We start from the raw sequence: 24,759 nt of genomic DNA, 5'->3' as shown, positions 1-24,759 counted from the left end.
GTGAACAGTCACCTATTAGAGGTGTCTGAATTTAATGCGACGGGATATGCTCCCGTCGTTGATTTTCAGACATGGCGAGTTGCAATGCTCAATTATATCAATGAATTAGAGGCAGATAAAATTGATAATTTTCAGTGCCATAATGAAACTGATGAAGTGTTTGTATTGTTATCTGGTAAGTGTATTTTATTTTGTGCAGAGCTAGATGAAAAAAATAACATTGCTGGGATCGCGAGTTGGAATATGGAAATTAACAAGGTCTATAACATTAAGCGTGGTATTTACCATACTCATACACTAAGTGCTGATGCTAAAGTCTTAATTGTCGAGAATCAGGATACCGATGATGCTAATTCTCCAAAGATAATGATTGACGATACTGTCCGTCATCAGTTGCTAGCAATAACGACTGAACTTTGGTCATAGCTTGTTGAGGAAAAATGAGGGAGAGCAAAGTATATCATTAGCAATTTTATGCTTCACATATCACCACGCTTGCTCTTACTGACTTTGCATCTTGAAGCAGCATGTATATAAGGCAGTTTTACTGCCTTTTTTGCACACAATTTTCCCAAAGTAGATATAGAATGGTGCTTAATATTGTTGGCACAGTTTGCTAAACTATTGGATTAGCTTTAACCAATAAGATAGAGCTGATGCGGGTTGGTCTGAAAAGTTAAACAGGAGGGAAGCCAGTCTGGCTGGCTATATAAACAGGAGTTATATCATTACCTCTTTATTGATAATTACTTAGAATGCAAAAGAGATTATGATTAAAAAGTTAGTTTAATTATTTTATAATTTTTACTGAATTTCTACATATAAGTTCGGGTTCCAACTTGTTCTGTAACGCATTGTTTGATTTACTGATCAGCGAAAGTACACTAGTGGCTGCCTCTCTACCCATTTCTATAACAGGAAAGTGAACCGTGGTGAGTCTCGGCCGTATATGTTGGCTGTAAGTATCATTATCGTAACCAACAATCGAGATATCTTTACCCACCTTTAGCTCTCTTTCACTACATATATCATAGGCTGCCAGTGCTATATTATCGTTTTGACAGAAAATAGCTGTAATATCATTACGTCTATCTAATAAACGTCTGACCTTTTCATGATTCCCATCATGGTCAAAACGTCCTTCGACAATTAAGCTCGCGTCGTATTGAACGCCATACTCAGTCAGAGCATTACGATAGCCCTGTAACCTATCACGGCTATCAATTTTACTAAGCTGACCGGTAATACATGCAATGATTTTGTGTCCTGATTCAAGTAGGTGCTTAGTCGCCAGATAACCGCCAAGTTCATTATCGATACAGATACATTGGCTGGCTAATTCAGGTATATAACGGTTTAAAATGACGGTGGCAGGCGTGTCATTTGCTATTTTTATCAATTCATCATCAGACAACATATCTGAATGAATAATCAAACCATCTACTTGCTTAGACTGAAGAAATCGAATCGAATCTTTCTCTTTTTCCTTGGATTCTTGCCCACTCGTTACAATTAAATGCATATTTTTTTTTCGAAGTGTATCTTCTGCATTATGCATCAAAGGCCCATAAAAGGGACCTTCAAGAGAGCCTACTAACATTCCAATGCTGTTTGAGCGGCTAGATGCGAGTGCCTGTGCGAAGGCATTGGGCTTGTAACCTAATTGTTCTATTGCTTCAAAGACCTTCTTTTTGTTGAAGTCCTTGACCGTTGGATGGCCATTTAATACTCTTGAAACCGTTGCTTGCGAAACCTGGGCAAGCTCTGAGACTTCTTTGATGGTGATCAACTTACTCTCCTTATCTATGTTGTGTGACACCTAAGTGGATGATTTTGAACTTAGCTTGGATACAGCGCAAGCGCTTTCGTTGAATTATGGTAAAGAAAACACATTTATGGTGTTGACTGCACATATATTTTTTTATTAAGGTGATCGTTTAACAGGTAAGTTTAAGCTTTAAGAAATGCGCTACCTTTATTGTTGTTGTAAATATTAGTTCACTGCGTAATTAATAGAGTGAGATCATAATCACATGAAAGCGCTTACATTGGTGATGTGGCTCACTTTTTATCTGCTTTTTTTTCTTTATACTTGCATCTGAAGTTAGCTAATGGATTTTAACTGCTCTATTGACTGTTACCTTATCATATTTGGCTTTTTTTTTAACAATCAAAGAAAGCGCTTTCAGTGCGCTTTGTTGTTATCTTGATCAATACACGGAAATACAAATACATTATGGAGTTACAATGAAACTATCAAAATTAACACTCGCATGTCTTCTTGCTACATCAACATTGTCCGTTACGACTACATCTAATGCTGCTACAACAGATGGTATAGAATTTCACGGTTACTTTCGTTCAGGTGTTTTAGTTAGTTCAAAGGATGATTATAAACGCGCTAAATTCCCCGCATCGAAAGAGCAGTTAGGGCGTTTAGGTATTGAGTCTGATAATGATATGAACTTTGAATTAGTAAAAAAATGGGCCTTTGATGATGGTAAATCTATCCGTATTCATGTTGCGGTTGCTGGTACAGGGGATGATAAAGCACTGGGTTCTTCGGTAGATGCTGATTCAACGTCTAATAGTATGGGTTTTGGACAAACCTATGTTGAATTTGGTGGTTTGACTGAAACGGGAACATTTTGGGCGGGTAAACGCGATTACGGTAAAGACAATTATATCTTTATGACGGATTTCTTCTACACACAAATGTCAGGCTTAGGTATTGGTCTGGCTGATTATGAAATTGGTGATGTTAAATATGATTTTGCATACATGACCAGTGATCGTAATAATCCAGATGGTCGTTGGGGTAATAATACCAATAATTTAATGCACTCTATTCACGTCGGTGCAAATTTTGGCAGTTTCGAGTTACATGGCCAGTTAAAGGGCATGCCAGATAACTGGGATGAGGCTGGGAATGAATACGCAGAAAAGGGCTTTGATGTAACAGGTATTGTTCATCTAGATAGTTTCGTGGGTTTACCTGGTAATGGCTTCTCTAAAGTTATTTTGCAAGCCGGTCGTGGTTTAGGCTCTCATCAATTACTTGGTGGTACGCTTAATGTTTATAACGGTTGGGTTGCTGGTGGTCCAGGTCCAGATAGAATGACTTATATTGACGAAAAGGATCAGTCAGCGCGCTTTTTACTTTGGGGTGGTTACTTCCTAGAGAACGGCATTAACTTGTTCCCTGCATTACAAGCTCAGTACAATGATAATGATGATAGCAGCTATAATTACTGGACTTCGGCAATGATCCGTCCAACTTTCCCTGTTTTTGATAACTTCTTTATCGCAACTGAATTTGGTGTGTCTCATGCCTATGCAGAAGACTCAAACGGTAATGAAACTTATAAGGGCAATAACGCGAAAGCAACCCTTGCCCCAACGTGGATTATAGGAACAGGTCAAGGCCCTGCACCTGAAATTAGACTGCTAGGTACATATTTAGACCATGCAGGAACTAATAATGGTGATAGTGACTTTATACTTGGTTTACAAGCTGACATGTGGTGGTAAACGATAAGTAGTTTTGTCACTTTAAAGGGCCATACGCGATTGTAATGGCCCTTTTTATTTTATTAATATTGCAGCATTTGTAGCGCTACGCTTTCGGCAATAGATTGCCCAGTTGCTTTGAAATCATTAGATAAATTGACTAGCCTACAAAAATAATATCAAGGATGCGACTGTAAACTTACATTTATCTGGGCAGTAGTTATTGCTGCTATCGATGAAAACAGCTCGATTTTTTAATTTTCTAGGTGCTGTGAAATGGCTGATTTTGAAAAATAAAATAATAGTGCCCCGTAATATATCCTACCAATTATTCCCTAAATGTACTGCTAGTTAATAAATAAAAAGAGTAAGCGTTTACTTGTGAGAGAGGTTGTTTTCAGAATGGAATTTAAAAATATGCTAAAAATAAATAGACAAACTTCCGTAATTAAAAGGATGTACGCCGGATTTTCCGTGATGGTAGCACTATTTATTGCGACTGTGATGTTAATGTTGAACGGTACAAGTCGTATTTATAATGAGCTTGAATCCGTGAGTATGGATGTTTTGCCGCTTGTGACGTTAGCCAATCAAAGTAGCGTCAAGTTACTGATTGCTGATAAAACATTTAAAGATTTTTTAACCAGCCAAGATGCGCTACGAATGCAAAGTTACGAAGAAAAATTTAGCTTAGCACATCAGGACTTTAGTAATACGCTGACCAAATTGGCCTCATTGAGCGCCGAAAATCCCAAATTAAATGGACAATTAAGTGAATTACAGGCTCTAGAGGAGCGTTACTTTACTGAATCAAATATCGCGATGAATAATTACAAAATGCAATTATCTGCGCAACAAGAACGGCAGATAACAGCACGTCGCTTTCAAAAGCTACAAACTGATTTACGTTTAGGGATGATTGAATATATTAATGAAAAAGGCACTGATATTGTTAAAATCTTAGCAAAAGGATATTTTGATAAATTAAAGTCAATTGAAACAATCACTTCCGATGCACTTTCCAGTGATGATATCAATAAAATTAGCCAAGCAATAAAAACCAACAAGCGAAGTGTGACACGATTGAAGTTTGCTTATCAGAGTATTGCCACTCAATTACCTGGTTTCAAGGAGGAGTTTGAGGCATCGACGATGCAGTTCATCGAAGATGTAGGTAGTAAAGGAGGGGTGCTTGATCAGCATTTCATGTTCGTTAATGCCCGGGTTCTTTTATATGCGAACATATCTGTCCTAGCTGCTGAAATTGATCAAGCAATGACTATTCTTGCTCAGTTTCGAGGTGAGGGTGAGCGATTACTTACCAATTCGATTGAAACTGCGAATGAAATCTATTTGGATGGTTATGCTCAGGCGCTTTTAATTGGAGGTGGCGTTACGGTATTCTTACTTTTTCTTGCGTGGTTACTTTCTCAGAATGTGCGTAAACCACTCATTTCTATTCTTAACGCACTTGAAGCATTAACGGCAGGGGATATGACCGTTAGAGTGAATAGCAATACATTTATTGAATTTAACCAACTTAGTGACCATATAAATACACTTGCATCTAATCTGCAAAATATATTGCGTAAATTAAGTGCAACAGCCGGCGATTTAGCCGAAGTATCTGCTCAAAATAAATCAGTCATGGAGGTCTCTAGGGCGCGTTTGAATGAACAGCGTAATCAAACAGCCTCGGTGGCAACAGCAATGACAGAGATGGAGCATTCCGTTAAAGATGTTGCATCTAGCGCACAGAGCTCTATGGATAAGGTTCGTGATGTTGAAGTCTCTGCGCAAACTGGGCGCGATATCATGAGTGATAACATTTCTACCATTCATCAATTATCGGATAAATTGAATGAATCGGTTACAGTTGTTTTAACGGTGCAAGATATGAGTAGTAACATAGGCTCTATTTTGGATGTTATTCGTCATATAGCCGCACAGACCAATTTACTTGCGCTTAATGCCGCCATTGAAGCGGCTCGCGCTGGTGAGCTAGGAAGAGGTTTTGCTGTTGTGGCCGATGAAGTGCGAGTTTTAGCTGAAAGGACGACAAAATCAACGGCTGAAATTGAAGATATGATTAATAACCTCCAGTCAAAATCGGGGCAAGCCTCTACAGTAATGCAAGGTTGTGTCAGCGAAATGAATAAAACCTTAATGCAAACATCCAATGCTAATAGTGCAATGGAAGAAATTCAGGCAAATATTATTGAAATAAGTAAAATGAGCTATCATATTGCTAGTGCTGCTGATGAGCAAAGCTCAACAACGAATTCGATCGCTCGGAGCCTAGAAAACATTAGCCAGATAGCGGATGATAACAATTCTTCAATGGAAAAAGTCACACAGGTGACTGGTCAATTAGATGAGTTAGCTCATCAACAAAATGAATTGGTGCATCGTTTTAAAGTATAAAAATGAAGGCGATAATATCAAATTAATGAAGTAAGTGTTATTTGCCTATGTTTAAAGGGAAGTGTTTAAAAATGTGTGTCATTTCAGTTGCATAGAATAAAACAGTAAGGGCATTTTTTTTGAACACTACCTGTAAATTTTTAAGTGCCATTCTCTGCTATATTTTTAAGCGTGTAGCAATTACAGCCCCCCCTCAATAATAGCAGCTTGATTTATATGACCATTGCACACTGCGATAGTCATATACCTGCTTAGTCCACGCATTATTTGCTGACTTTGCATTTCCAAATATCATGAGTTATACCAATCGGATTGGTATTAATAGTGGTGATGTACTCTCTTGCCATAGCCAACTAAATGAGATTATAAGCACGATTCAGTGGTAAGTGGAAAGTCTTAATCGATGAGATAAGTGGGATGTTTAACTATTGTTATTACTAATGGTAGATTGACGAAAGCGGAAATAAAATTAATGTGGTTGATAGTCAGCTATTCAACCACATTGTGATTATTCTAAATTTTCTAAGATAAGCTTTTATTTAGATGCATATTCAAAACGAATGTTATCAACTTTCATGGTCATTGGACCTAATGGTTCAATTACTAAAATGTTACGGATTCTTGATATATCAGCTTTACCACCCGCAAAGCGGTTACCACGTGAAATCAAATCTGCTACATTAATACGGACTTCACTCCATGTTCCGACTGCAGGCTGTTCGATGGCAATATCACTTGCATTAGGCCAGCCGCTATCCATTTTTATTAATAGATCCGGGTTGCCCTCTTTACTGACGATATTAAGGTCAAAGACAAGTTCACCGCCGTCCATCCAGTGGCTCATATCAGTTTGTGGTGCTCGAAGATAAACATTACCGACATCGCCAGTTTTGGTTATTTTCCAAACTTTACCGCGACCTTCTTCATCAACTTCTTCCTGTGTGACCACCTTTTTCGGATCATAACCGTCAAATGCAGCACCAACCGCTAAAGCATCATTGTAAACATTAAAAACAGGTCCTTTACCAAAATTGCCGTCACCGATTAGAATTTCAGGTTCAGGTGTTCCTTCAACTAATTTGGCCTCTTCTGATACCGCTGCACAACCTTTACCTTTCCAGCGATCCGCTGAACAGCGATAGACGCGCACATAGTCAATGGCTAATGTTTGTGGGAATACTGATGAATCAATTCCACCGTCATTAGCGTTAGCTGCCCAATTGCCACCAACAGCAAGATTTAACAACATATGGAATTTTTGATCGAAGGGCGCATTTTTGCCGCCACTCACATAAACACCATCTTCCATATGCTGGCTATACCAACCATCAGCTCTTTGCGTTGCAAAGTGAACATTATCCAAATACCAGCGAATTTCACCTTCTTCCCATTCGATGGCATAAGTATGGAAATCATCGGCTGGGTTTACATTGCCAGGTAGATGTGTTGCTTGACCTGTAAAAACATTATCAGGCCAAGGCTTGCCGTAGTGGAGGCTACCAAATACACGTGATTCTAACTCGCCATCGGCAGCGCCTGTTTCAGTAGAAGCCGTTTTTAGGTTTACTGCTTCCATAATATCTATTTCACCTGATGCTGCCCAGCCGCCGTAGACCCAATCGGTTGGCAACATCCAAAATGCAGGCCAAGTACCTTGACCGTATGGTAATTTTGCACGTACTTCAAAACGACCATATTTCCAGTTGCCTTTACCTACTGAGCGTAATTTTGCAGAGGTATAAGGGAGTGTTCGGGTGCCTGGGTTACCATCAGCATTATCAGGGCCTGTAAAACTGCCTTTTTTGGCGACAATATTTAATTTGCCATCTTCAATGAAGGCATTACTTTTACGTGTCGTATAGCATTGTTGTTCATTGTTACCACCACCCCAACAATCAGCGACGAATTCCCATTTCTTTTTATCAATTTCATCACCATCAAATTCATCGCTCCAGAGTAAATCCCACTTTTCGCTTGGTTTTAGCGGAGCCGCTGTGAGTACGAGAGCCTTTGGCGTTGATGTCTTTTCTAACACATTATCTTCAGTGTTAGCCTTATTATCAGAGGATGCACAGCCAGCTAAAGTAACCGCTAATGCGACAGCTGACAATTTTGAGTAGGCGGGTTGTTTCATCTTTAATCCTGTCCTTATATAGATTTTAAAGTAAGCGCTTTCACTGTTAGTTATAGCACTGAAGCTTGTATCTTTAAATCTAATCTAGATATATGGATAATTTGATATCTTGATATGGGAGGAACTTCACATTTGTGTTTCGATTGGGCTAAAAATCCGTTAAACGGGGTTGCTGATAATTGATAGCAGATTTCGCACGATTTTGATAGGTGATTACTATAGGACCTATGATGTAAAAAAGAGCGTAATAAAAATATCGTTAATATATTCAATAGGAGTATAAAACTCTTTATGTATTAGCAGATGAGGGGGATCATAAGTTCATGTGTAAACATAAAAAAGTAGTTATTATTCAAGTGGTTATGTTTATTGTGTTTTGTTATTTATTAATAAAACATGAATTCTGTCGTTAGGTACGTAGTTGCTACTAAGTAGTTAATTTTATATAAACGTTAAATATATGTTGAATAAAAGTGATTGAAAAACGTGATGGATACCTCATGTAAGCGTTTTCTTTAGTGACTGAGATCGCTTTTTGTTTTGTTGTTGTTCGAAATATTTGCAACCTTGTGGTTTACTGATCTCCATAAACACATGCCCATTAATTTACTTTAAGTGTAGGGGCATGATTTTATCGGTAAACATTTTTCTTAAAAAGAAAGCGCTTTATTTCTGTGGTGGGTAAAAATACCACAGCATATATTGATGGAAAATTATGTTATTAACGTTAAGGATAAATAGATGAAAACAATTGCGGGTTTTAATTTGGCGAATGGTGCATTAATTGCGGCTCTATCATTAGCCATGGCTGGTTGTGGTGATGAAAGCAACAAAAACACATCAACACCTAGTCCTAGTGTAGACACTGAAGCTCCTGTAATACAATTACTTGGTGCAGCTTCTGTTGATGTAATAAAAAATTCTAACTATGTAGATGCAGGGGTTACGGTCACCGATAATGTCGATAAAAACTTAACTGCTAGCCAAACTGGTACCGTAGATACGGCCGTGACTGGTACATATACATTGACATTCAATGCTACAGATACGGCTGGTAATGTTGCTCAGGCTGTCACAAGAACCGTTGTTGTAAAAGATGCTACTGGTGTCGATACTGAAGCTCCAGTGATCACCTTAGTGGGCGCAGCTTCGGTAACTATAAATTTGAATGATACCTACATTGATTTAGGCGCTACTGCATCTGATAATGTGGACGGAAATATTACCAGCGACATCGTTGTTGATGCTACTGCGGTAGATTCTTCTACTATTGGTGCTTATACCGTCACATATAATGTAATGGATGCGGCGGGTAATGTAGCAGCAGACGTGACTCGTCAAGTTAATGTAGTAGAAGCAAATAGCGCAATTATTACCAATGGTGATTTTGCTACTGCACTCGGTGATGAATGGTACTTTGAATTAGGAGGCGGGATCCCAACCATCATTAATGGTGAATTGGTTATTGTTGATCTTTCTCCTGGTGGTAACCCATGGGAAGGTCGTTTAGTGCAACAAACCGATTCGGTTCTGCTGATGGAGCAACTTATAAAATCAAATTTGATGCTAAAGCTGAACAAGCTCGAGGCATGTTAATTCAGTTAGGTAAGTTACTAGACGCTGACCCATATTTCGATAATTTTGTTGAAGATATTCCAGTTGACTTAACGACAGCAATGCAAACATTTGAGCTAGTTGTGACAATTGATAATCCGCTTTCTTTGAATGCTGACCTTATATTCTCACTTGGTGCTGGTTTAGCAACCGATGTGACACTTGATAATATTTCTATCACTGAATACGATGCTGAGGATACAGAAGCACCAGTAATCACATTGCTTGGTGAATCAACTGTTAACATCGATAATGGTGCTGTTTATGTCGATCCAGGCGTCACTATCACTGATAATGTGGATACTGGTTTAGTTGTTGTAGTCGGTGGGGATAGTGTGAATTCCGCTGTTGATGGGACTTACGTCGTTACTTATAATGTGACGGATGCGGCTGGTAATGCTGCAACAGAAGTTACCAGAACGGTAATTGTTAGTTCGGACGATTTAGTTGCTCCGATCATTACTTTAGTGGGTGCATCTTCAGTTACTGTTAATTTAAATGATAGCTATGTTGAACCAGGCGCAACGGCATCAGATAACGTCGATGGGGATATTACTGCGAATATTATTGTTGATGACTCTAATGTTGATACATCGATTGTCGGTGTTTACACTGTGACATATAACGTGGTAGATGCGGCGGGTAATAATGCCACAGAAATCCAGCGTCAAGTCAATGTGATCGATCCTAGCAATGTTATTGTTAAAAATGGTGGTTTTGATAACGCAATAGTGCCTACTGAGTGGGTTTTACAGGAAGGTGCTGGTACAATTACGATTGTTGATGGCGAATTAGTCGTTGAAGGCATTGCACCAGGTGCAGCATATCAACCACGTTTAGTTCAGGGAGATTTAGTCTTAGTACCAGGTACACAATATAAATTATCGTTTGATGCTCGCGTTGCAGAAGCGAGAAGTATCACTGTGCAACTCGGCGAGTTACTTTCAGGCGCTCCTTGGTTTAATACATTCACTGACGATACCATTGTCCCTTTAACAACCACAATGGGTACTCATGAAATTGTATTTACTGCGAGTGCTAATGCTGCTAATTCTGGCGATCTGATCTTTGCTTTAGGTGCTGGAGTATCAACAACTGTTACCTTTGACAATATTGCAATTACTGAGATCACTGATGCGGATATTGCACCGGTCATTACTCTTTTAGGTGATGCGAATGTTGTTATCTCTGTGGGTGACTCTTATGTTGACGCGGGAGTTACAGCGCAAGATAACCTTGATGGCGATGTGACTGCCAATGTCATTATCAATAATCCAGTTGATGAAACGACTGCAGGTACTTACATTGTGACTTACGATGTGACAGATAGTGATGGTAATGCAGCCGCTCAAATGACCAGAACAGTTAATGTTGTTGAAGGTGGTGGTGTAACTAATTTAATTCCTAATGGTGATTTTTCATTAGGTAAAGCCTCATGGGAGGGTAATTATACCGTCACTAATGGTGTTGCCTCTATTGCAATTAATGGTGGTGAATCAAGAATATCACAACAAAAAATAGCTATTGGAGCCGTTACACCAGGGCAAGATTTAGTACTGAGTTTTGATATAAAAGGAACAGCTGAAAATGGCGCTGTCTTTAATGGTAACGTACAAACATTTGACCCAACAGGAGTTACTGCAACCGCCGTGCTCGATAACGTTGTACCTACGGATACTTGGCAAACGATTACAATGCCATTTACTGTTGGGCCAAAAGCTGACTGGGGACTAAATATTTTATTGGGCCCTGTATGTGGTGCGGTTGCTGGTTGTGCCATGAATGTTGAACTTGACAACATCTTAATTGCCGCTGCTGGTGGTGAGCCAATTGCACCTGTTGATCCAGGTACCCCAGGTGAACCTGTTGCAGGTAATTTAGTACCAAATGGTGATTTTGCAAGTGGGCTTACAGGGTGGGAGAGTAATGCAACCATCGTTGATGGTGCAGCCTTTATTTCAATAGAAGGCGGTGAGTCAAGATTAGTTAAGCAAAAATTTGCGATTGGAGAGGTCATTCCTGGGCAACAATATACCCTTAGCTTCGCGCTTAAAGGTTCATCAGCTGATGGTGCTGTCTTCAATGGTAATGTGCAAACCTTTGACCCCACGGGTGTTTCTGCTACAGCGGTGATGGATAATATTACTCCAACTCCTACGTGGCAGACATACACAATGGACTTCACCGCTGGCGCTAAGGCTGATTGGGGATTCAATCTGTTAATGGGGCCTGTATGTGGTGCTGTAGCTGGTTGTGCAATGGATGTCTATATAGATAACGTCGCTATTGTCGCTAAATAGTGTAAGTTTATAGTTAAAAACCCCTTGACGTTAGCGTTAAGGGGTTTTTTTATCTCTAAAATAAAATACAAAAGAGCAATTTAAGTCAGTTTTACTTATTTGTTTTGATGTACTGGGTGATAACTATGAGTATCACTTCTCGACGATCATTTACAATCTCGCGATTGTCCAATCAACTCTGTTGATAAAAACAAAAAAAAAGTGTGAATAATCTCTCGTGGAAGCGCTTTCTTTGGTGATACTGATCCCGTTATCAAATTACGTATAATTGTATAATTGTATAATTACATGCGCTGTAGCCGTTGGCTCAGATAATGTACATTATTGCTCATTTCATGAACACGTAAATACGTTTCAACGGTAAATATTTTTAATAAGATACAACCTTAGGTAAGTAAATATGAAAAAAATAAATGGTTTTAAATTAGCTAATGCTGCTTTAGCAAGTGCTTTAATATTAGCACTTGCCAGGCTGTGCGGATGATCCTGCTTCTGATTCTTCAGATATTCCTGTTGTAACGCCACCGCCAGTGACCCCGCCACCTGTGACGCCCCCTCCAGTTGAAGGCCCTGTTGTGGTGGTTGATATTGATGGTACTTTTGAAACATTTGGCGGTGTTGATACAACCACACCAACGGATCCTGTTAAAGGGCAAGTAACCCAGTTTACCATCGGTTCAGAACCCTCTGTAGCTGGTTTTCAAAGTGCGACACCTGTTGATGTTAGTGCTGTTGCGGATACGGGATCATTAACTTTTGATTTTAAGCTAGTTAATGATGCTTTACCTGGTGTGAAAGCGCTTACTAGATCTGTTAGTGCTGTTGCCTGGAAAGTGAAAATTGAAAGTGATGATGGCACAGCTATCGAACTTGATCTGCCTGGTGGGTCTCCAACGGTGGGAGAATGGCGTGAAGTCAGTATTTTGCTGTCAGATTTAGCGAATGATATTGATCTTTCTGCTATCAGTAAAGTCATGGTATTTCCTGCATGGGGAAGTGGTAATGGTGCTGTTTATCAGGTTGCTAATGTCGCTTTTGTTGGTGACTTAGATGGTAGTGGCCCTGGTATTCAAATACCTGAAGGTGATCTCTATTTATTTCATTCCACTAATGAACAAAATGTTTATATGCAATATTGGGGGGATACTTGGGATTCTAATTCCATCATTAATGATCAAGTGCAAGACAATAGTTATGAGAAAGTTTTAAACATTACTAGTGGTAATGGCTGGGGCGGCAATAACGCTGTCATTGCGTGGGGTAATGAAGCACAAAACGTGATTGATACATCCGCTTACACACATGTTAAGTTTAAGGTTAAAGCGACTAATTTGACGTCTGTTGAAGTTGTAGTACAAAATTCACGAGGTGAAGAGTCTAAGAAAAGTTATGCTATTAGTAGTGGCAAGTCACTAGCTGGTGGCTGGGTTGAAATGGAAGCAACTTTACCTGGTTATGTTGATATGAATTGGTTCGCCTTAAATATTAATGGTATTCAGCCAGGATCGGCTTTGCTGACGGATATTACCTTTGTTACAAAAGATGCGCCGCCACCTGTAATTATTGATGGTCCACTGTATATCTTCCATTCAGACCATGCTGATTCTGTTTATATGCAATACTGGGGTGATACATCAAATTCAGGTACCACGATCAGCGATGCAGTTCAAGATCCAACTTACAGTAAAGTTCTGAAGCTAAATAGTGGCACAAATTGGGGCAATATGGCGATTATCCTTTGGGGTAATGAGGCTGCTAATGCAGTTGATATTTCAGCCTATACCCATGTTAAATTCAAAGTTAAAGCAACAACTTTGGATGCCATTGAAGTCATCGTTCAGAATAGCGCTGATGTAGAATCGAAAATAGGTTATCTAATCAGTAAAGGTAAACCATTAGCCGATGGTTGGGTTGAAATGGAAGCTGCATTGCCAGGTTATACCGACATGACTTGGTTTGGTTTGACATTCAATGGTGCTGAGCCAGGTTCTGTTTTACTTGCTGATGTAGAATTTGTCACGCAGGAGATTGTAGTTGTTGGTCCAGATACTGCCGCACCTATTCCACCGCAACTAAGTGATTCAGAGGCATTGGTCTTGTATAGTGATTCGTTAAAACAAGACAAATTTGTGTCAGTATGGAATTCAAATTGGTGGAATGCACCTATTTATTCAGAAGGGAATGTTGATGGTGATAAATACGCAAAATATGAGATAACGGACTTAGGTACTACCGGTGGTGTAGTCGGGTTAGAGTTTGGTATTGAATATGGTGTAGTTGATGCCTCTGCGCACAATACATTTAATTTTGATATGTATGTTGAACCGGGCGTTAGTAAAATCTCGGTTCAATTATCTTCAGATGCGGGCAATACATTTTATGAACTGGATAATCCTATCACTGGGCAGTGGATCTCTCATGAAACGCTATTTTCTGAGATGACGGGAGCTGCTGGTGATTTAGATGCTAGTACGCTTAAATTTATTGGCTTGCAATTATGGGGTGAGGCAGGTAAAGCAATCTACGTTGATAATATCTATTTCTCAGGTCAATCTGTATTTTCAGATTTGGCGGTAACAGTGAAAGATAGTAATAGCGCAGTCATTCCAAATGCAGTTGTATCTGTTGGTAGCTTAGCTGAGGCAAGTACGAAAGCGACTACGAATGCAAATGGCATAGCAACATTAAATATTCCAGAAGGTGATCATAAGATATTTGTGGATGTGGAAGGTATGGCAATAGCTAAAACTGTAAAATCTAATGTTGGTGGTGGTGTGTTGGATATCTCGATGGAGCCTCGCTATCCTGCTCCCGCTGTTGCAGCTCCGAACCCTACCATAGACAATGCAGCGGCATTAACATTATATAGCGATAGTTTATCGGTAGATAAAGGAATCTCATACTGGTCTGATAACTGGTGGAATGCGCCTCGCTTCTCTGAAGTTAAAATCTCAGGGAATAATACTGCGAGTTTCCAAGTACTTCCTGATGGTGTTGCGGGTGGTGTTACTGGGATCCAGTACGGGATTGTTGGTGGAGTAGTCGATGCTTCCGATAAAACGGGGATGCGTTTTGATTTTTATGCCACTGCTGGTGTCACAAAAACTGAATTTCAGGTTGTATCAGGAGGCGGTAGTGGTGTTACTACTCTGAATTCAGTTACAACGGGGCAGTGGGTAACTATTGACTTAGTATTTGCAGATTTTGCAGGAACATTTGATGCGTCTACCTTATCACAATTAGGTTTAGCTATTCATGGTTCAACAAAAGATACGGTCTACTTAGACAACATTTACTTCTATTAGATAAATGAGTCTGCCTGAGATGGTGAATGATTTATTAGTGTTGTAAATTTATTCATGTATCGTGATTTACTAAACGGCCTTGCTCCCTATTATTCTGGAGTAAGGCCGTTTTTTATTCCTGTAAATTTTATTTGTAGAGCATGCTGTAAACAAAAATGAGAGCTAAGCATCACTATTGTGATAAGAGGTGGGATTTTGGTTGTCAAAGTCCCTTTGTAGAAATATTATCTAATAATAAATATCCACGGAAGCGCTTACTTGTAAATTGAAAGCGCTTTCTTATTTTGTTTATTTAAAAAGGATAGGTAGCAAGTTGGACATGCAATTTAAGTAACTCGTTATTACACATTAGCTGTGGTTATAACAACGATGGAAATCACTATGAAACAAAGGAAAATACAATGAAGAATATAAGTTTTAAAATGGGTCTAATAGCGCTTATGTCGTTATTTATAATTGCCTGTGCAGATGACCCTGTATCGGAAACGGATCCAGCACCAGTCCCTGAGACAGGCCTTCAGCCACAAGCGAAAGTATCTGATGATGCAGCACCTTTATCTAATTCAGGTGAGCAAATTCTTGGTAATCCAAACTATCCTGCTATCTCATATGGTGCTTGGAGAACTGATACTCGTGAATCTGGCGCAATTGTTCCGACCGTTGCGCAACAAAAAGAGGATATGAAAATCCTAGCTGCAATGGGTATTAAAGTATTACGTACTTACAATACGCAAGGCTATATTGGTGATGATGGTAAGAGTAATACAGAAAACCTCTTGATCGCTATTGATGAATTAATGGCAGAAGATCCCAATTTTGAAATGTATGTGATGTTAGGGGTGTGGATTGATGCACTAAATTCATGGACAGACCTAGAAGTAATACATACTGAAGAGAATCCTGCGAATGCATTAGAAATGGCTAAGGCTGTGGAACTTGCTAAAACATATCCTGAAATCATTAAAGTGATTGCGGTTGGTAATGAGGCTATGGTGCACTGGGCTCCTTATCATGTTGCACCTGCAATCATTCTTGGTCATGTCAATGCGTTACAAGCGTTAAAAGCATCGGGCGATATTGATTCATCAATTTGGATCACTAGCTCAGATAACCATGCTTCGTGGTCTGGTGTAGGTGATTATGAAAGTGATGATTTAGCGGCTTTGGTGGCTGCGGTAGACTACATATCATTACATACTTATCCTTTTCACGATACGCACTATGCGCCAGACTTTTGGAAAGTGCCTAATGATGAGGCTAACTTAACGGTACAAGAACAAGCTGATGCGGCGATGATTCGTGCAAAAGATCTCGCTTTAGAACAGTTTAAAGCGGGTCAAGACTACATGTTAAGCTTAGATATTAATAAGCCTATTCATCTTGGCGAAACGGGTTGGGCATCTACAGCTAATTATCTCTACGGGGAAGCTGGTTCAGGTGCTGCTGATGAATACAAAGAAAAGGCGTATTACGATGCAATGCGTGCATGGTCCAATGAGTTTGGTGCTTCTTTATTCTTCTTTCAAGCCATTGATGAGCCATGGAAAGGGGATGCAACTAACCCGGGTGATTCAGAAAAACACTTTGGTTTAATCAACATTGACTGTGAAGTGAAGTATGTGCTTTGGGATCTCGTTGATGCAGGTGCATTTGATGGATTAACACGAGATTGTGGTGTTGAAGGCTTTACTAAAACTGAGGGCGGTAATGAACAAGCTATTTTAGATTCAATCCTACAAATACCTCTCAAACCTGTCACTGGTGAACCTACTGAAGGCGAGTTCGTGGTGTTAGGTGACGCTCTATATAGTGGTGCTGCAGCTAATGGATGGGAACAAACTGCCTGGGCTGGTGTTAATGACGATACCGCGGTATTAACCATTGCTACGGATCCAGCTACCGCTAAAGATTGGGGTTGGGGAGCTGCTATCGATGTTGCTGGCAAGACTGAAGATATGAGTAATTACACTAAGCTCACTTTTGAAATTAGAGGTGTAGCAAGTGCAGAGAGCGTATTCCCAACATATCAATTTTCTGTTGGTTACCAAACAGATTTTGGTGAGTGGGGTACAAATGTTAATGTTCGAATGAATACTGCTGGCAAGATGCTAACCGAAGAGTTTGTTAAATACACGGTTAACTTAGCAGATTTAACGAGTTATAATGCTTCTCAACTTAGTAAAGTTAAGCAAACATTCATCGTTTTTGATCAGCAAGGTAGTCCCGTTACTAAAAGTTCGATTGAAGTAAGAAATATCTCTTGGTTGGAGTGATTCAATCATAATATCTACAATAAATGTTGTTAGATGTTATTTAAATAATCGATATTTTAGCGATTAATTAAACGACTTTGAATTATCATAGATATTCAGAGTCGTTTTTACTTTACGAAAATACTTTTATTTCAGTGATTCATTTTTATGGTGGAATGTCGGAAATTAGGTATAACTGTCACTATTTATTTTCTTCAACAGATATGTATCGATAGCAATTAAATCTAATATGCTAGATTCATCCTATCTATTGTTTAGGGCTATTAATAACCTTTGCTGTCGTTTTCATAGTCGTATTTGTTGATACGGTGTTGTGTTAATTCCCTGTTCCGTTGTCTTGCTTGATAAGTAGAAAATAAGCTTATGTGATGCCGCCACTGAATACGGTGTATAGTGAATATGAGTATAAACCTAGGCTGATTCAGGTCTGATACTATTACAAATGATGATAAATACCCCACAGGTGATGTTAATTGCTATCCATTATACTTTTTCATCTTTAAATGCTGCTAAACATTATCAATATGAGAGTTTTATGAAGGAATATTTACATTATATAGGGATAAGATTTTCCCTTCTACTTTGCTTGTCATGCCTATTAATGGCTTGTGTTAGCACATCGGAAACTAAACCTGTACACCAACCGGCACTTGCAGAGGTTATAACTGTGCCCTATAGCAGGGCTAGATTAGGTAAAATTGACGGTGTCACTGTTTGGTCTCTTGTCAATGCGCCAACGGGTGAACGTCCTGATCAATCTTGGTTAGCGATTGGCTCAGACTCTGAGGGGGATATTTACATTTCGGGTCACGATCATATCAATAATTCCATGTTATATCGGTTGCAGCAAAGTGACGCTACCTTGCGCTGGGTTGGTGATGCACGAAGTGCATCGGAAAAGGCTAATAACTGGCATGTCGGCGAATCTGCAGAAAAATTTCATACGCGACCTATCGCACACGATGGCCGCATTTACGTAGCAACGCTTGATAAATCGGGCATGAATGACAGCTACTTGGCAACGCGAGGATTTCATTGGTATGGCTATGATAAGTTGACCAATGAGTTAATTGATTTAAGTGCAACAGAGCCCAATGGTGTTGCGGCAAAACATCTGCAGATTGTGACCATTCAAAAGGACCCTGAAAATAACCTTATTTACGGCATCTCTGTTCCGCAAAACAACCTGGTGAAATATGATATAAAAAATGGTGTCACCACTGTTTTAGGGCGGCCTTCACAATGGCAAGGTTATTTCTATTCTAATCGCTATATGTGGGTTGATTCCCGTGGCCGGGTCTATATTTCAGGGGGATCCACACGACACCAATGGCATCAAAAAGAGTTGTCAACCACCTTCGACCATATTTGGTATTATGATCCTGCCGTTGGTTTTGGTGAGTTACCCGAATTTTCACTTAAAGCAGCAAATGCCATTGAAATAGGGCAATGGGACCGCAAACATGAGCGGCTTTATGTCAGCGATGACCAAGGTAATATTTACCGATTCACCGATGCTAGTGCGAGCTGGGAGTTTTTAGGTCGCCCCGATTATAGCCGTACAGCAAAAACATGGATACTTCAGTTATCGCCTGACGAACGTAAAATTTATCTTGGTCGCAGCGATACGGGTGCTAGCCGTAATGCGATTTATGAGTATGATATTGCCACTGGCGATTCTTTTGAATTAGCCAATATTAAAGAACTTGATAGGCAGGCCGCTGCAAAAGATTTTATTACCGGTTATGATTCGTGGGATAATAATGGTAGCTTTTATATCGCTGCTTTTTCTATGAATGATGGTGACAATGTTCACATGCTTGGCATTAACCCGGTTCGCGTCAAAGTCGCTAAAGGTATGCTTCCTGAATTGATTGAGGTTAATGTTCATAAACAAGCAGGAAAGATTGTTATCACGCGTAGCGGCGAGGTTACAGCGCCATTAACGGTACTATATGAGGTAAATGCATTAACTAGCGATAACAGACGAAGCAGTCGTTACGGTGAATTAACTTTCGCTGCACAACAAAGTGAATTAAGTATTAATAGCTACTCGTTAGCAATGCCGATTAGTAGCGGTGAGGAAAAGAAATTTTTTACTATTGTAGGTGATGGTAACCTTTATATCATCGGCGATAATAGAGAGGTACTTTTAATTAATGAAAAGTAACTGTTGTATGTCATTGTGATGAGCTGTTAATAGGAGCTTACTGTTAACCTTCCTTCAATATTGCTACTCTTTTTCTTGTCCTACGCTGGGCTAGTTTGAAAACTAGCCCAGCATTTTAAGATGCAAAAAGTGAATAACATTCACCTCATGCTACCTCATACTCTGGTATGCGCTCTCGCGCCTGACAAAGTAACATGGGGATAGGTTTAATGAATAGATTTTTCTCTGCGTCTAAATAGACCAAGTATGGTTAAAGAGAGTAGGGCGAATACGCCAATGCTGCCACCACCACTGCTATTAACCGGTTCATTTATTCCTGGCTCTGTTATCTCAGGGTCGGTTATCTCAGGGTCGGTTATCTCAGGGTCGGTTATTTCAGGGTCGGTTATTACAGCATCTTCATTACAGTAAATGACCTCATTTTTAGTTGTAGCGGTGCAGTGTGCTACATAGTCCACTTCTAGTGTGGCTTTTTGTAAATCAGGGTCAATAGTACCGCCTAACATGCCCCCCATTGCAACATTGAGCAGTACAAACATCGGTTCTTCATATTGACTGCAGTTACGCAGATCCTGTGATGCTACTAGCGTATCATCTACGTAAAAAGAGATTTCATCCTTTGACCACTCCATGGCATAGTTATGCCAATCTAGTACATCTAGTGCACCATTTGGGTAGAAGTATAACTCTTCTCTACCGCAATCTGCACCTGTATTAAAGAAGTTAGTGATATAACTGTCTGGGCGATTGGAAAACCATTCCCATACATCAATTTCACCCGCACCCGGCTGTGGCCAATAGCTAAAATCATTGTCATTTTGAATTGGTTGTTGGTTAATTCTATTTTCTAACATCCAAAAAGCAGGCCAAGTTCCGCCTTCTAAATTGTGGTAACGGATCCGTGATTCAACTCTTCCATAGAGAAATTCATTTTTACCTTTACTATTTAAACGGCCTGAAGTCCATGTCTTAAATGTGCCATTTAAGCCTGGACAGTTTATATTTTTTTTACGGGCAATAATTTTTAATGTGCCATTAGAAACATCATAATTTTTCTCAGGTGAGCTATCATCATCGGTATAACATTGCGCTTCATTATTATAATTTGCTTCTGTTTGTGCAGTCCAGTTATCCCAGTTTACACCGCTTCCATCAAACGTATCTATCCATTGTACCTCCCATCCCGCCATGGTTGGCGCGCTCAGACATAACAAAGATGCTCCTGCGAATAGAGTGCGATAAGTGTGTAGCTGAGACAATGAATACTGCCTTGTTGTGGAAATTAGTTGCATGTTAACCCCTTTAATATTTTGTAAGCGCTTTCTTGTATATTAAATTAGGTAATGTAAAGGGCAATGTTTTTGCTCTGTAAATTGTAGCTTTATCACGAAAAAAGAAGAACACCCCAACGCCTATTTACATCTTTGCTTCGTTGGGGCAGTTAAATGATTTTGTTTATTTTTGGTACTTTTTCATCGCATCAAACATTGCATCACGCGCTTTCGTTGAGCCTGCTCGCTCTGCCTCTTCAACAAAATGCAGTGCTTTTTTGTAGTCTTCATTTTTTACTGATTTTTCAATTAAAAGAAGATACATTTCTTCACTTTCTGGTTGAATAGATTTATTAATGGGCGGCGTTGTAGCGGTAGCAGCTTCGCTAGTCGCTGATTGTTTTGTTGGCTGAATTGTGGCTTTGGGTTTGATGTTACTCATCTCTTTTGTAGCAACTATAGCCTGTGCTTTTTGACTGTCAGTGTTGCTCTCTTTTACCATTATATTTTTCGCTGAATTTTCGCCGTTGGGCTTGTAATCAAAGGCAAGTCTAACAACACCGGTTGCGGTATGGGGAAGAGGTTTGTTGTTATATTCTTTGATGATCAGGGCTTCTCGGCCTATTTCTGCCGATGATGGTTCCGGTAGAGTGAGCGTCGTTGTGCCCTGCATTGCTTTTTGTGTCGTTAGTATAATTAAATATTTTGCATGTCGATCATTATCAAATACAGCTGGAACTTCAATATTGGCGAAGAATCTATCAATGTTTAGTAAAGAACCACTTTGGTAGGTAATAGTTTCTTCTCCATATAGTCTTAGAGGTTCATATTGGTCATCTAATAATAAGATTGTTGGAACAAAAACACTTGATACTATGGGGGCCGATACCGCTACTTTTATTGACCCATCCGCTAGCGGAAGAGTGACACCTTGAACGAAAGATTTACCTGTAGTGAAATTAAATACATCACTTTTTTCTGTAATAACGAAGTCAAATGCATCAGGTTGAGAAATTGGCAAGTAATTCAGTTCGCTTAATGTGGTACAGCATACGGAAGCTTGCTCGAGTGCTTGATAACCAAGCGCGGGATCTATCTTTTGTAATTTATGTGTATCCTTGTCGCCGTAATCGATAAGCATACTGTTATTACTGCTGCACCCTGTGGCAAATATTATTAAACCGATAGCTAATATTATTTTCATTTTAATTCCTTGGTTAAAGCTAATATTAATACCTTTACAGGATAAGCGCCTTGTATTATTTAAGCAAGCGCTTACTTTGAGCGGTCTTGGAAACTTTTTGTAAAATTGATTGCCCTCGCAATATTAAATCGACGGCAATCGATTTTATTCTTTAACGCCCTGTAAGTTGAAATGCTGCCCAGTAATAGGGATGACGGTTATAATCAGCTTTAATTGCCAGCTGTGCTTGTTTAAGTGCCAAACGTTTATCGGGCGTTTCTGTTAAATTACTATAGAAATTTTGCATTAGTTGACTGGTGGCGTGATCATCAACTTTCCATAGGCTGGAGATAATACTGTTGGTACCCGCATAGAGAAAACCACGAGTAAAGCCGACTACATCATCACCATTCGCTATTTTTCCTAACCCTGTTTCACAGGCTGAAAGTGTTACTAGCTCGGCATTAAGATTTAGGTCGTAAAGTTCACGAACCGTAAGTATGCCATCGTTGCTGTTATCTGCCGCAAGCAGCAGTCCAGAGGATAGTGGAGCATCAGGATCGAATATACCGTGTGAAGCAAAATGGATGGTTTTAAACTTTGCACCATTTTGTTTTATTTGCGTTTCAGTGGCTGCGGAACGAAGCAATAGAGTTGTATCCGTTTGTTGTGAGGCTATCGACTTAGCTTCTTGCTCTGCGCCTGGCAGTGCCAGTTTCACATCACCCAGTTCAGGATTACCGAGAACCAGCAGTGGTAGAGGGGCTGTCACTCGCTTATTTAGGAAAGCCATTACCGAAGCGCTCGGCAAAATACTGATATCGTAATGATCTATCAGAAAGTCACGGTCGGTATACAGGGCATTAAAGGGGAGATAGTGTAAGGGGCCGTGAGGAACGATAATCAATTTTTTAGTGTGCAGCTCATTTTTTAGAGGTTTAAATAAACGTTGATAGAGTAGAGATGCATTATGTTGGTAGCCATTACTGTCACTTTTTTGCAGGTCGTGGCGAAAAGCGGTGATAGTATCCGCTAAGCCTTCGCTATTGAGAGAGGCTATTTGAATGCCATTGTGTGACAGTATAAAGGCAAACAGCTGTTTGTCACTGCCGTAAAATTCAAGCAAGGTTTCATCGGTGGCGAGACGTTGCTGTATTTTTTTCAGCTCGGGGGAAGCAACGGTTACCAGTGAGGCTAGTTCTGGTTTTATCGTTTGCAGCTGTCGTTGAGTTTTACGCAGCAGGCCGCGATCTGTGCTGCGACTACGTCTGCTTGTTTCACTATAATCAGCAGTCATTAGATTTGAATCAATACTATTTAGCTGAGCCAGTAATAGAGATGGTTGATCATCAAAGGTTTTAGGGGCAAATTCTTGTTTACTTGCTAACGTGTCAATTAATGCGCGTGCTTTGCTGCGCTCCGCATAGACAAAAGCTTGTTCGAGTTTTCCCTGTTCTATTAGCAGAGTAACTAGATCTTGATAAACGGCTTCTTTATTACCAATAAAGCCGATTTTAGAGGCTTCGGTATTGATAGTGGTACGCTGCTCTTCGATTACTTCGATAGCCTGTTGGTAAAAATTTAGGGCATCGTTCGCTCGCCCCTGCTGTGCGGCGATCCTTCCCATATCATAAAGAATTTGATAGTAAATTCCCGGACGATTAATGACTTCACTAGCGTGTGTACTTTGGTCAAGTCCATCGAATAATAGGCTGGTGTAAATTTTTTCTGCTTCATTAAGTTGACCTGAACCTTGTGCAATTTTACCTAGCATATAGGTTTCATCAAAACTGTACGGATTGGCAAGCTCTTTTCCTTCCCCTAATAATTCAGATATCCCCAAAGTAGTTAGCGCATCCATAGTTCGAAAGAAGGTATCTCCAAGTGTCTGTGAAAACACCATAGCTTCCTGTGCTTTGCTGTAATTCCCAAGGGCGAGATAGACGCGTGCCTTGCTGACATTTTTTATTTTTACATCTTCAGGCATTTCATGAAAAGCCGAGTCGAACCATTCTATACAGTCTATCTCATCGACAATTTCAGCCGCTTCATCCCGGTAGCCCAGATTAAGCGCAGCTATTGCACCGTTAGCGTATGTACGGGCCATTTGCAATATGCCAACTTGTGTTTTACAACTCTCTTTAGTGAACAGCTTATTATGCTTTCTGGCAAGCTTGTAACTGCGGTAAGCTTCTGGTGCGTTCCCCAATTCCAGAAAAATAGCGCTATTAATACTGTTGTAATGGGCTAATTTTCTATCTTCATTAACTATTTTTCCTTCATACAAAGCTTTATCATTTTTCCAGTATTCTAGGCATTGCTGAGCTTTCATAAAATCACGAATGACTAGATAGGACTCACATAGAGAAGCCATACCCGTTTGCCCAAGAGGGCCAAATCCTAGCGATGGTTGATATGCAGACCAATATTCAAATTCACCGATATCTTTTTCGAAAATGTTAATCGCAGTTCTATGCTGATCATTTGTCGCAAAATAGATGATTTGTTCCTGCGGCTTATAGGCGCATCCTGACAGAATAAGTGTCATAGTGAGTAGCACTAAAAGTTTTTTCAT

General features: G+C 39.7%; 13 protein-coding genes. 8 read left to right on the top strand and 5 right to left on the bottom strand.

All coding sequences use genetic code 11. The features are described from left to right. Positions 1-426 carry a hypothetical protein gene (locus tag AB2N10_RS08185; RefSeq protein ID WP_354624181.1) on the top strand — a complete coding sequence of 142 codons (426 nt, stop codon included), beginning with the start codon at positions 1-3 and terminating at the stop codon, positions 424-426. A 364-nt stretch (positions 427-790) separates the two neighbouring features. Here AB2N10_RS08185 and AB2N10_RS08180 read toward each other — a convergent pair whose 3' ends face one another. Next, positions 791-1,789: a LacI family DNA-binding transcriptional regulator gene (locus AB2N10_RS08180; protein ID WP_354624182.1), complete on the bottom strand. Its 999-nt coding sequence runs from the start codon at positions 1,787-1,789 to the stop codon at positions 791-793. A gap of 458 nt (positions 1,790-2,247) precedes the next feature. On the opposite strand from AB2N10_RS08180, the gene AB2N10_RS08175 reads away from it, so the two are divergent. Both AB2N10_RS08175 and AB2N10_RS08170 read left to right on the top strand, forming a co-directional pair. Next, a complete protein-coding gene (locus AB2N10_RS08175) occupies positions 2,248-3,531 on the top strand; it encodes a carbohydrate porin (protein WP_369433681.1) in 1,284 nt (427 codons plus the stop codon). A 381-nt stretch (positions 3,532-3,912) separates the two neighbouring features. Further along, positions 3,913-5,934 (top strand): methyl-accepting chemotaxis protein, encoded by a 2,022-nt coding sequence (locus tag AB2N10_RS08170; protein WP_369434637.1) that lies wholly within the window; start codon positions 3,913-3,915, stop codon positions 5,932-5,934. Positions 5,935-6,469: 535 nt separating this feature from the next. Here the strand turns inward: AB2N10_RS08170 and AB2N10_RS08165 are convergent. After that, on the bottom strand, positions 6,470-8,068 hold the full coding sequence (locus AB2N10_RS08165) for a glycoside hydrolase family 16 protein (RefSeq protein ID WP_369434636.1): 1,599 nt from the start codon (positions 8,066-8,068) through the stop codon (positions 6,470-6,472). A gap of 741 nt (positions 8,069-8,809) precedes the next feature. Between AB2N10_RS08165 and AB2N10_RS08160 the strand changes: the two genes are divergently transcribed. The 5 genes from AB2N10_RS08160 to AB2N10_RS08140 all read left to right on the top strand — a co-directional run bounded on the left by AB2N10_RS08160 (position 8,810) and on the right by AB2N10_RS08140 (position 19,730). Continuing rightward, complete coding sequence (locus AB2N10_RS08160; protein WP_369434635.1) at positions 8,810-9,664, top strand: immunoglobulin-like domain-containing protein; 855 nt, start codon at positions 8,810-8,812, stop codon at positions 9,662-9,664. Then, a complete protein-coding gene (locus AB2N10_RS08155; RefSeq protein ID WP_369434634.1) occupies positions 9,562-11,982 on the top strand; it encodes an immunoglobulin-like domain-containing protein in 2,421 nt (806 codons plus the stop codon). The genes AB2N10_RS08160 and AB2N10_RS08155 overlap by 103 nt, the downstream gene beginning before the upstream one ends. 464 nt (positions 11,983-12,446) lie before the next feature. After that, positions 12,447-15,287, top strand: a complete 2,841-nt coding sequence (locus tag AB2N10_RS08150; protein WP_369434633.1) for a carboxypeptidase-like regulatory domain-containing protein — start codon at positions 12,447-12,449, stop codon at positions 15,285-15,287. A 401-nt stretch (positions 15,288-15,688) separates the two neighbouring features. After that, the gene (locus tag AB2N10_RS08145) at positions 15,689-17,560 is read left to right on the top strand and encodes a hypothetical protein (protein WP_369434632.1); all 1,872 of its coding nucleotides are present in this window, start codon (positions 15,689-15,691) and stop codon (positions 17,558-17,560) included. A 601-nt stretch (positions 17,561-18,161) separates the two neighbouring features. Continuing rightward, a complete protein-coding gene (locus AB2N10_RS08140; protein ID WP_369434631.1) occupies positions 18,162-19,730 on the top strand; it encodes a hypothetical protein in 1,569 nt (522 codons plus the stop codon). 206 nt (positions 19,731-19,936) lie between these two features. On the opposite strand, the gene AB2N10_RS08135 is transcribed toward AB2N10_RS08140, so the two are convergent. The 3 genes from AB2N10_RS08135 to AB2N10_RS08125 form a co-directional block, all read right to left on the bottom strand. Then, on the bottom strand, positions 19,937-21,022 hold the full coding sequence (locus AB2N10_RS08135; RefSeq protein ID WP_354624209.1) for a family 16 glycosylhydrolase: 1,086 nt from the start codon (positions 21,020-21,022) through the stop codon (positions 19,937-19,939). A 163-nt stretch (positions 21,023-21,185) separates the two neighbouring features. Continuing rightward, positions 21,186-22,205, bottom strand: coding sequence for a MalM family protein (locus AB2N10_RS08130; protein WP_369434630.1), 1,020 nt, complete (start codon positions 22,203-22,205; stop codon positions 21,186-21,188). 151 nt (positions 22,206-22,356) lie between these two features. After that, entirely contained in the window at positions 22,357-24,759 is a 2,403-nt protein-coding gene (locus AB2N10_RS08125) for a CHAT domain-containing protein (RefSeq protein ID WP_369434629.1), read from the bottom strand.

It is taken from the genome of Psychromonas sp. MME1 (assembly GCF_041080865.1).
Taxonomy (GTDB): domain Bacteria; phylum Pseudomonadota; class Gammaproteobacteria; order Enterobacterales; family Psychromonadaceae; genus Psychromonas.
Note: the sequence above shows the minus strand (reverse complement) of the source record. Positions and strands in the feature narration are given on the sequence as shown.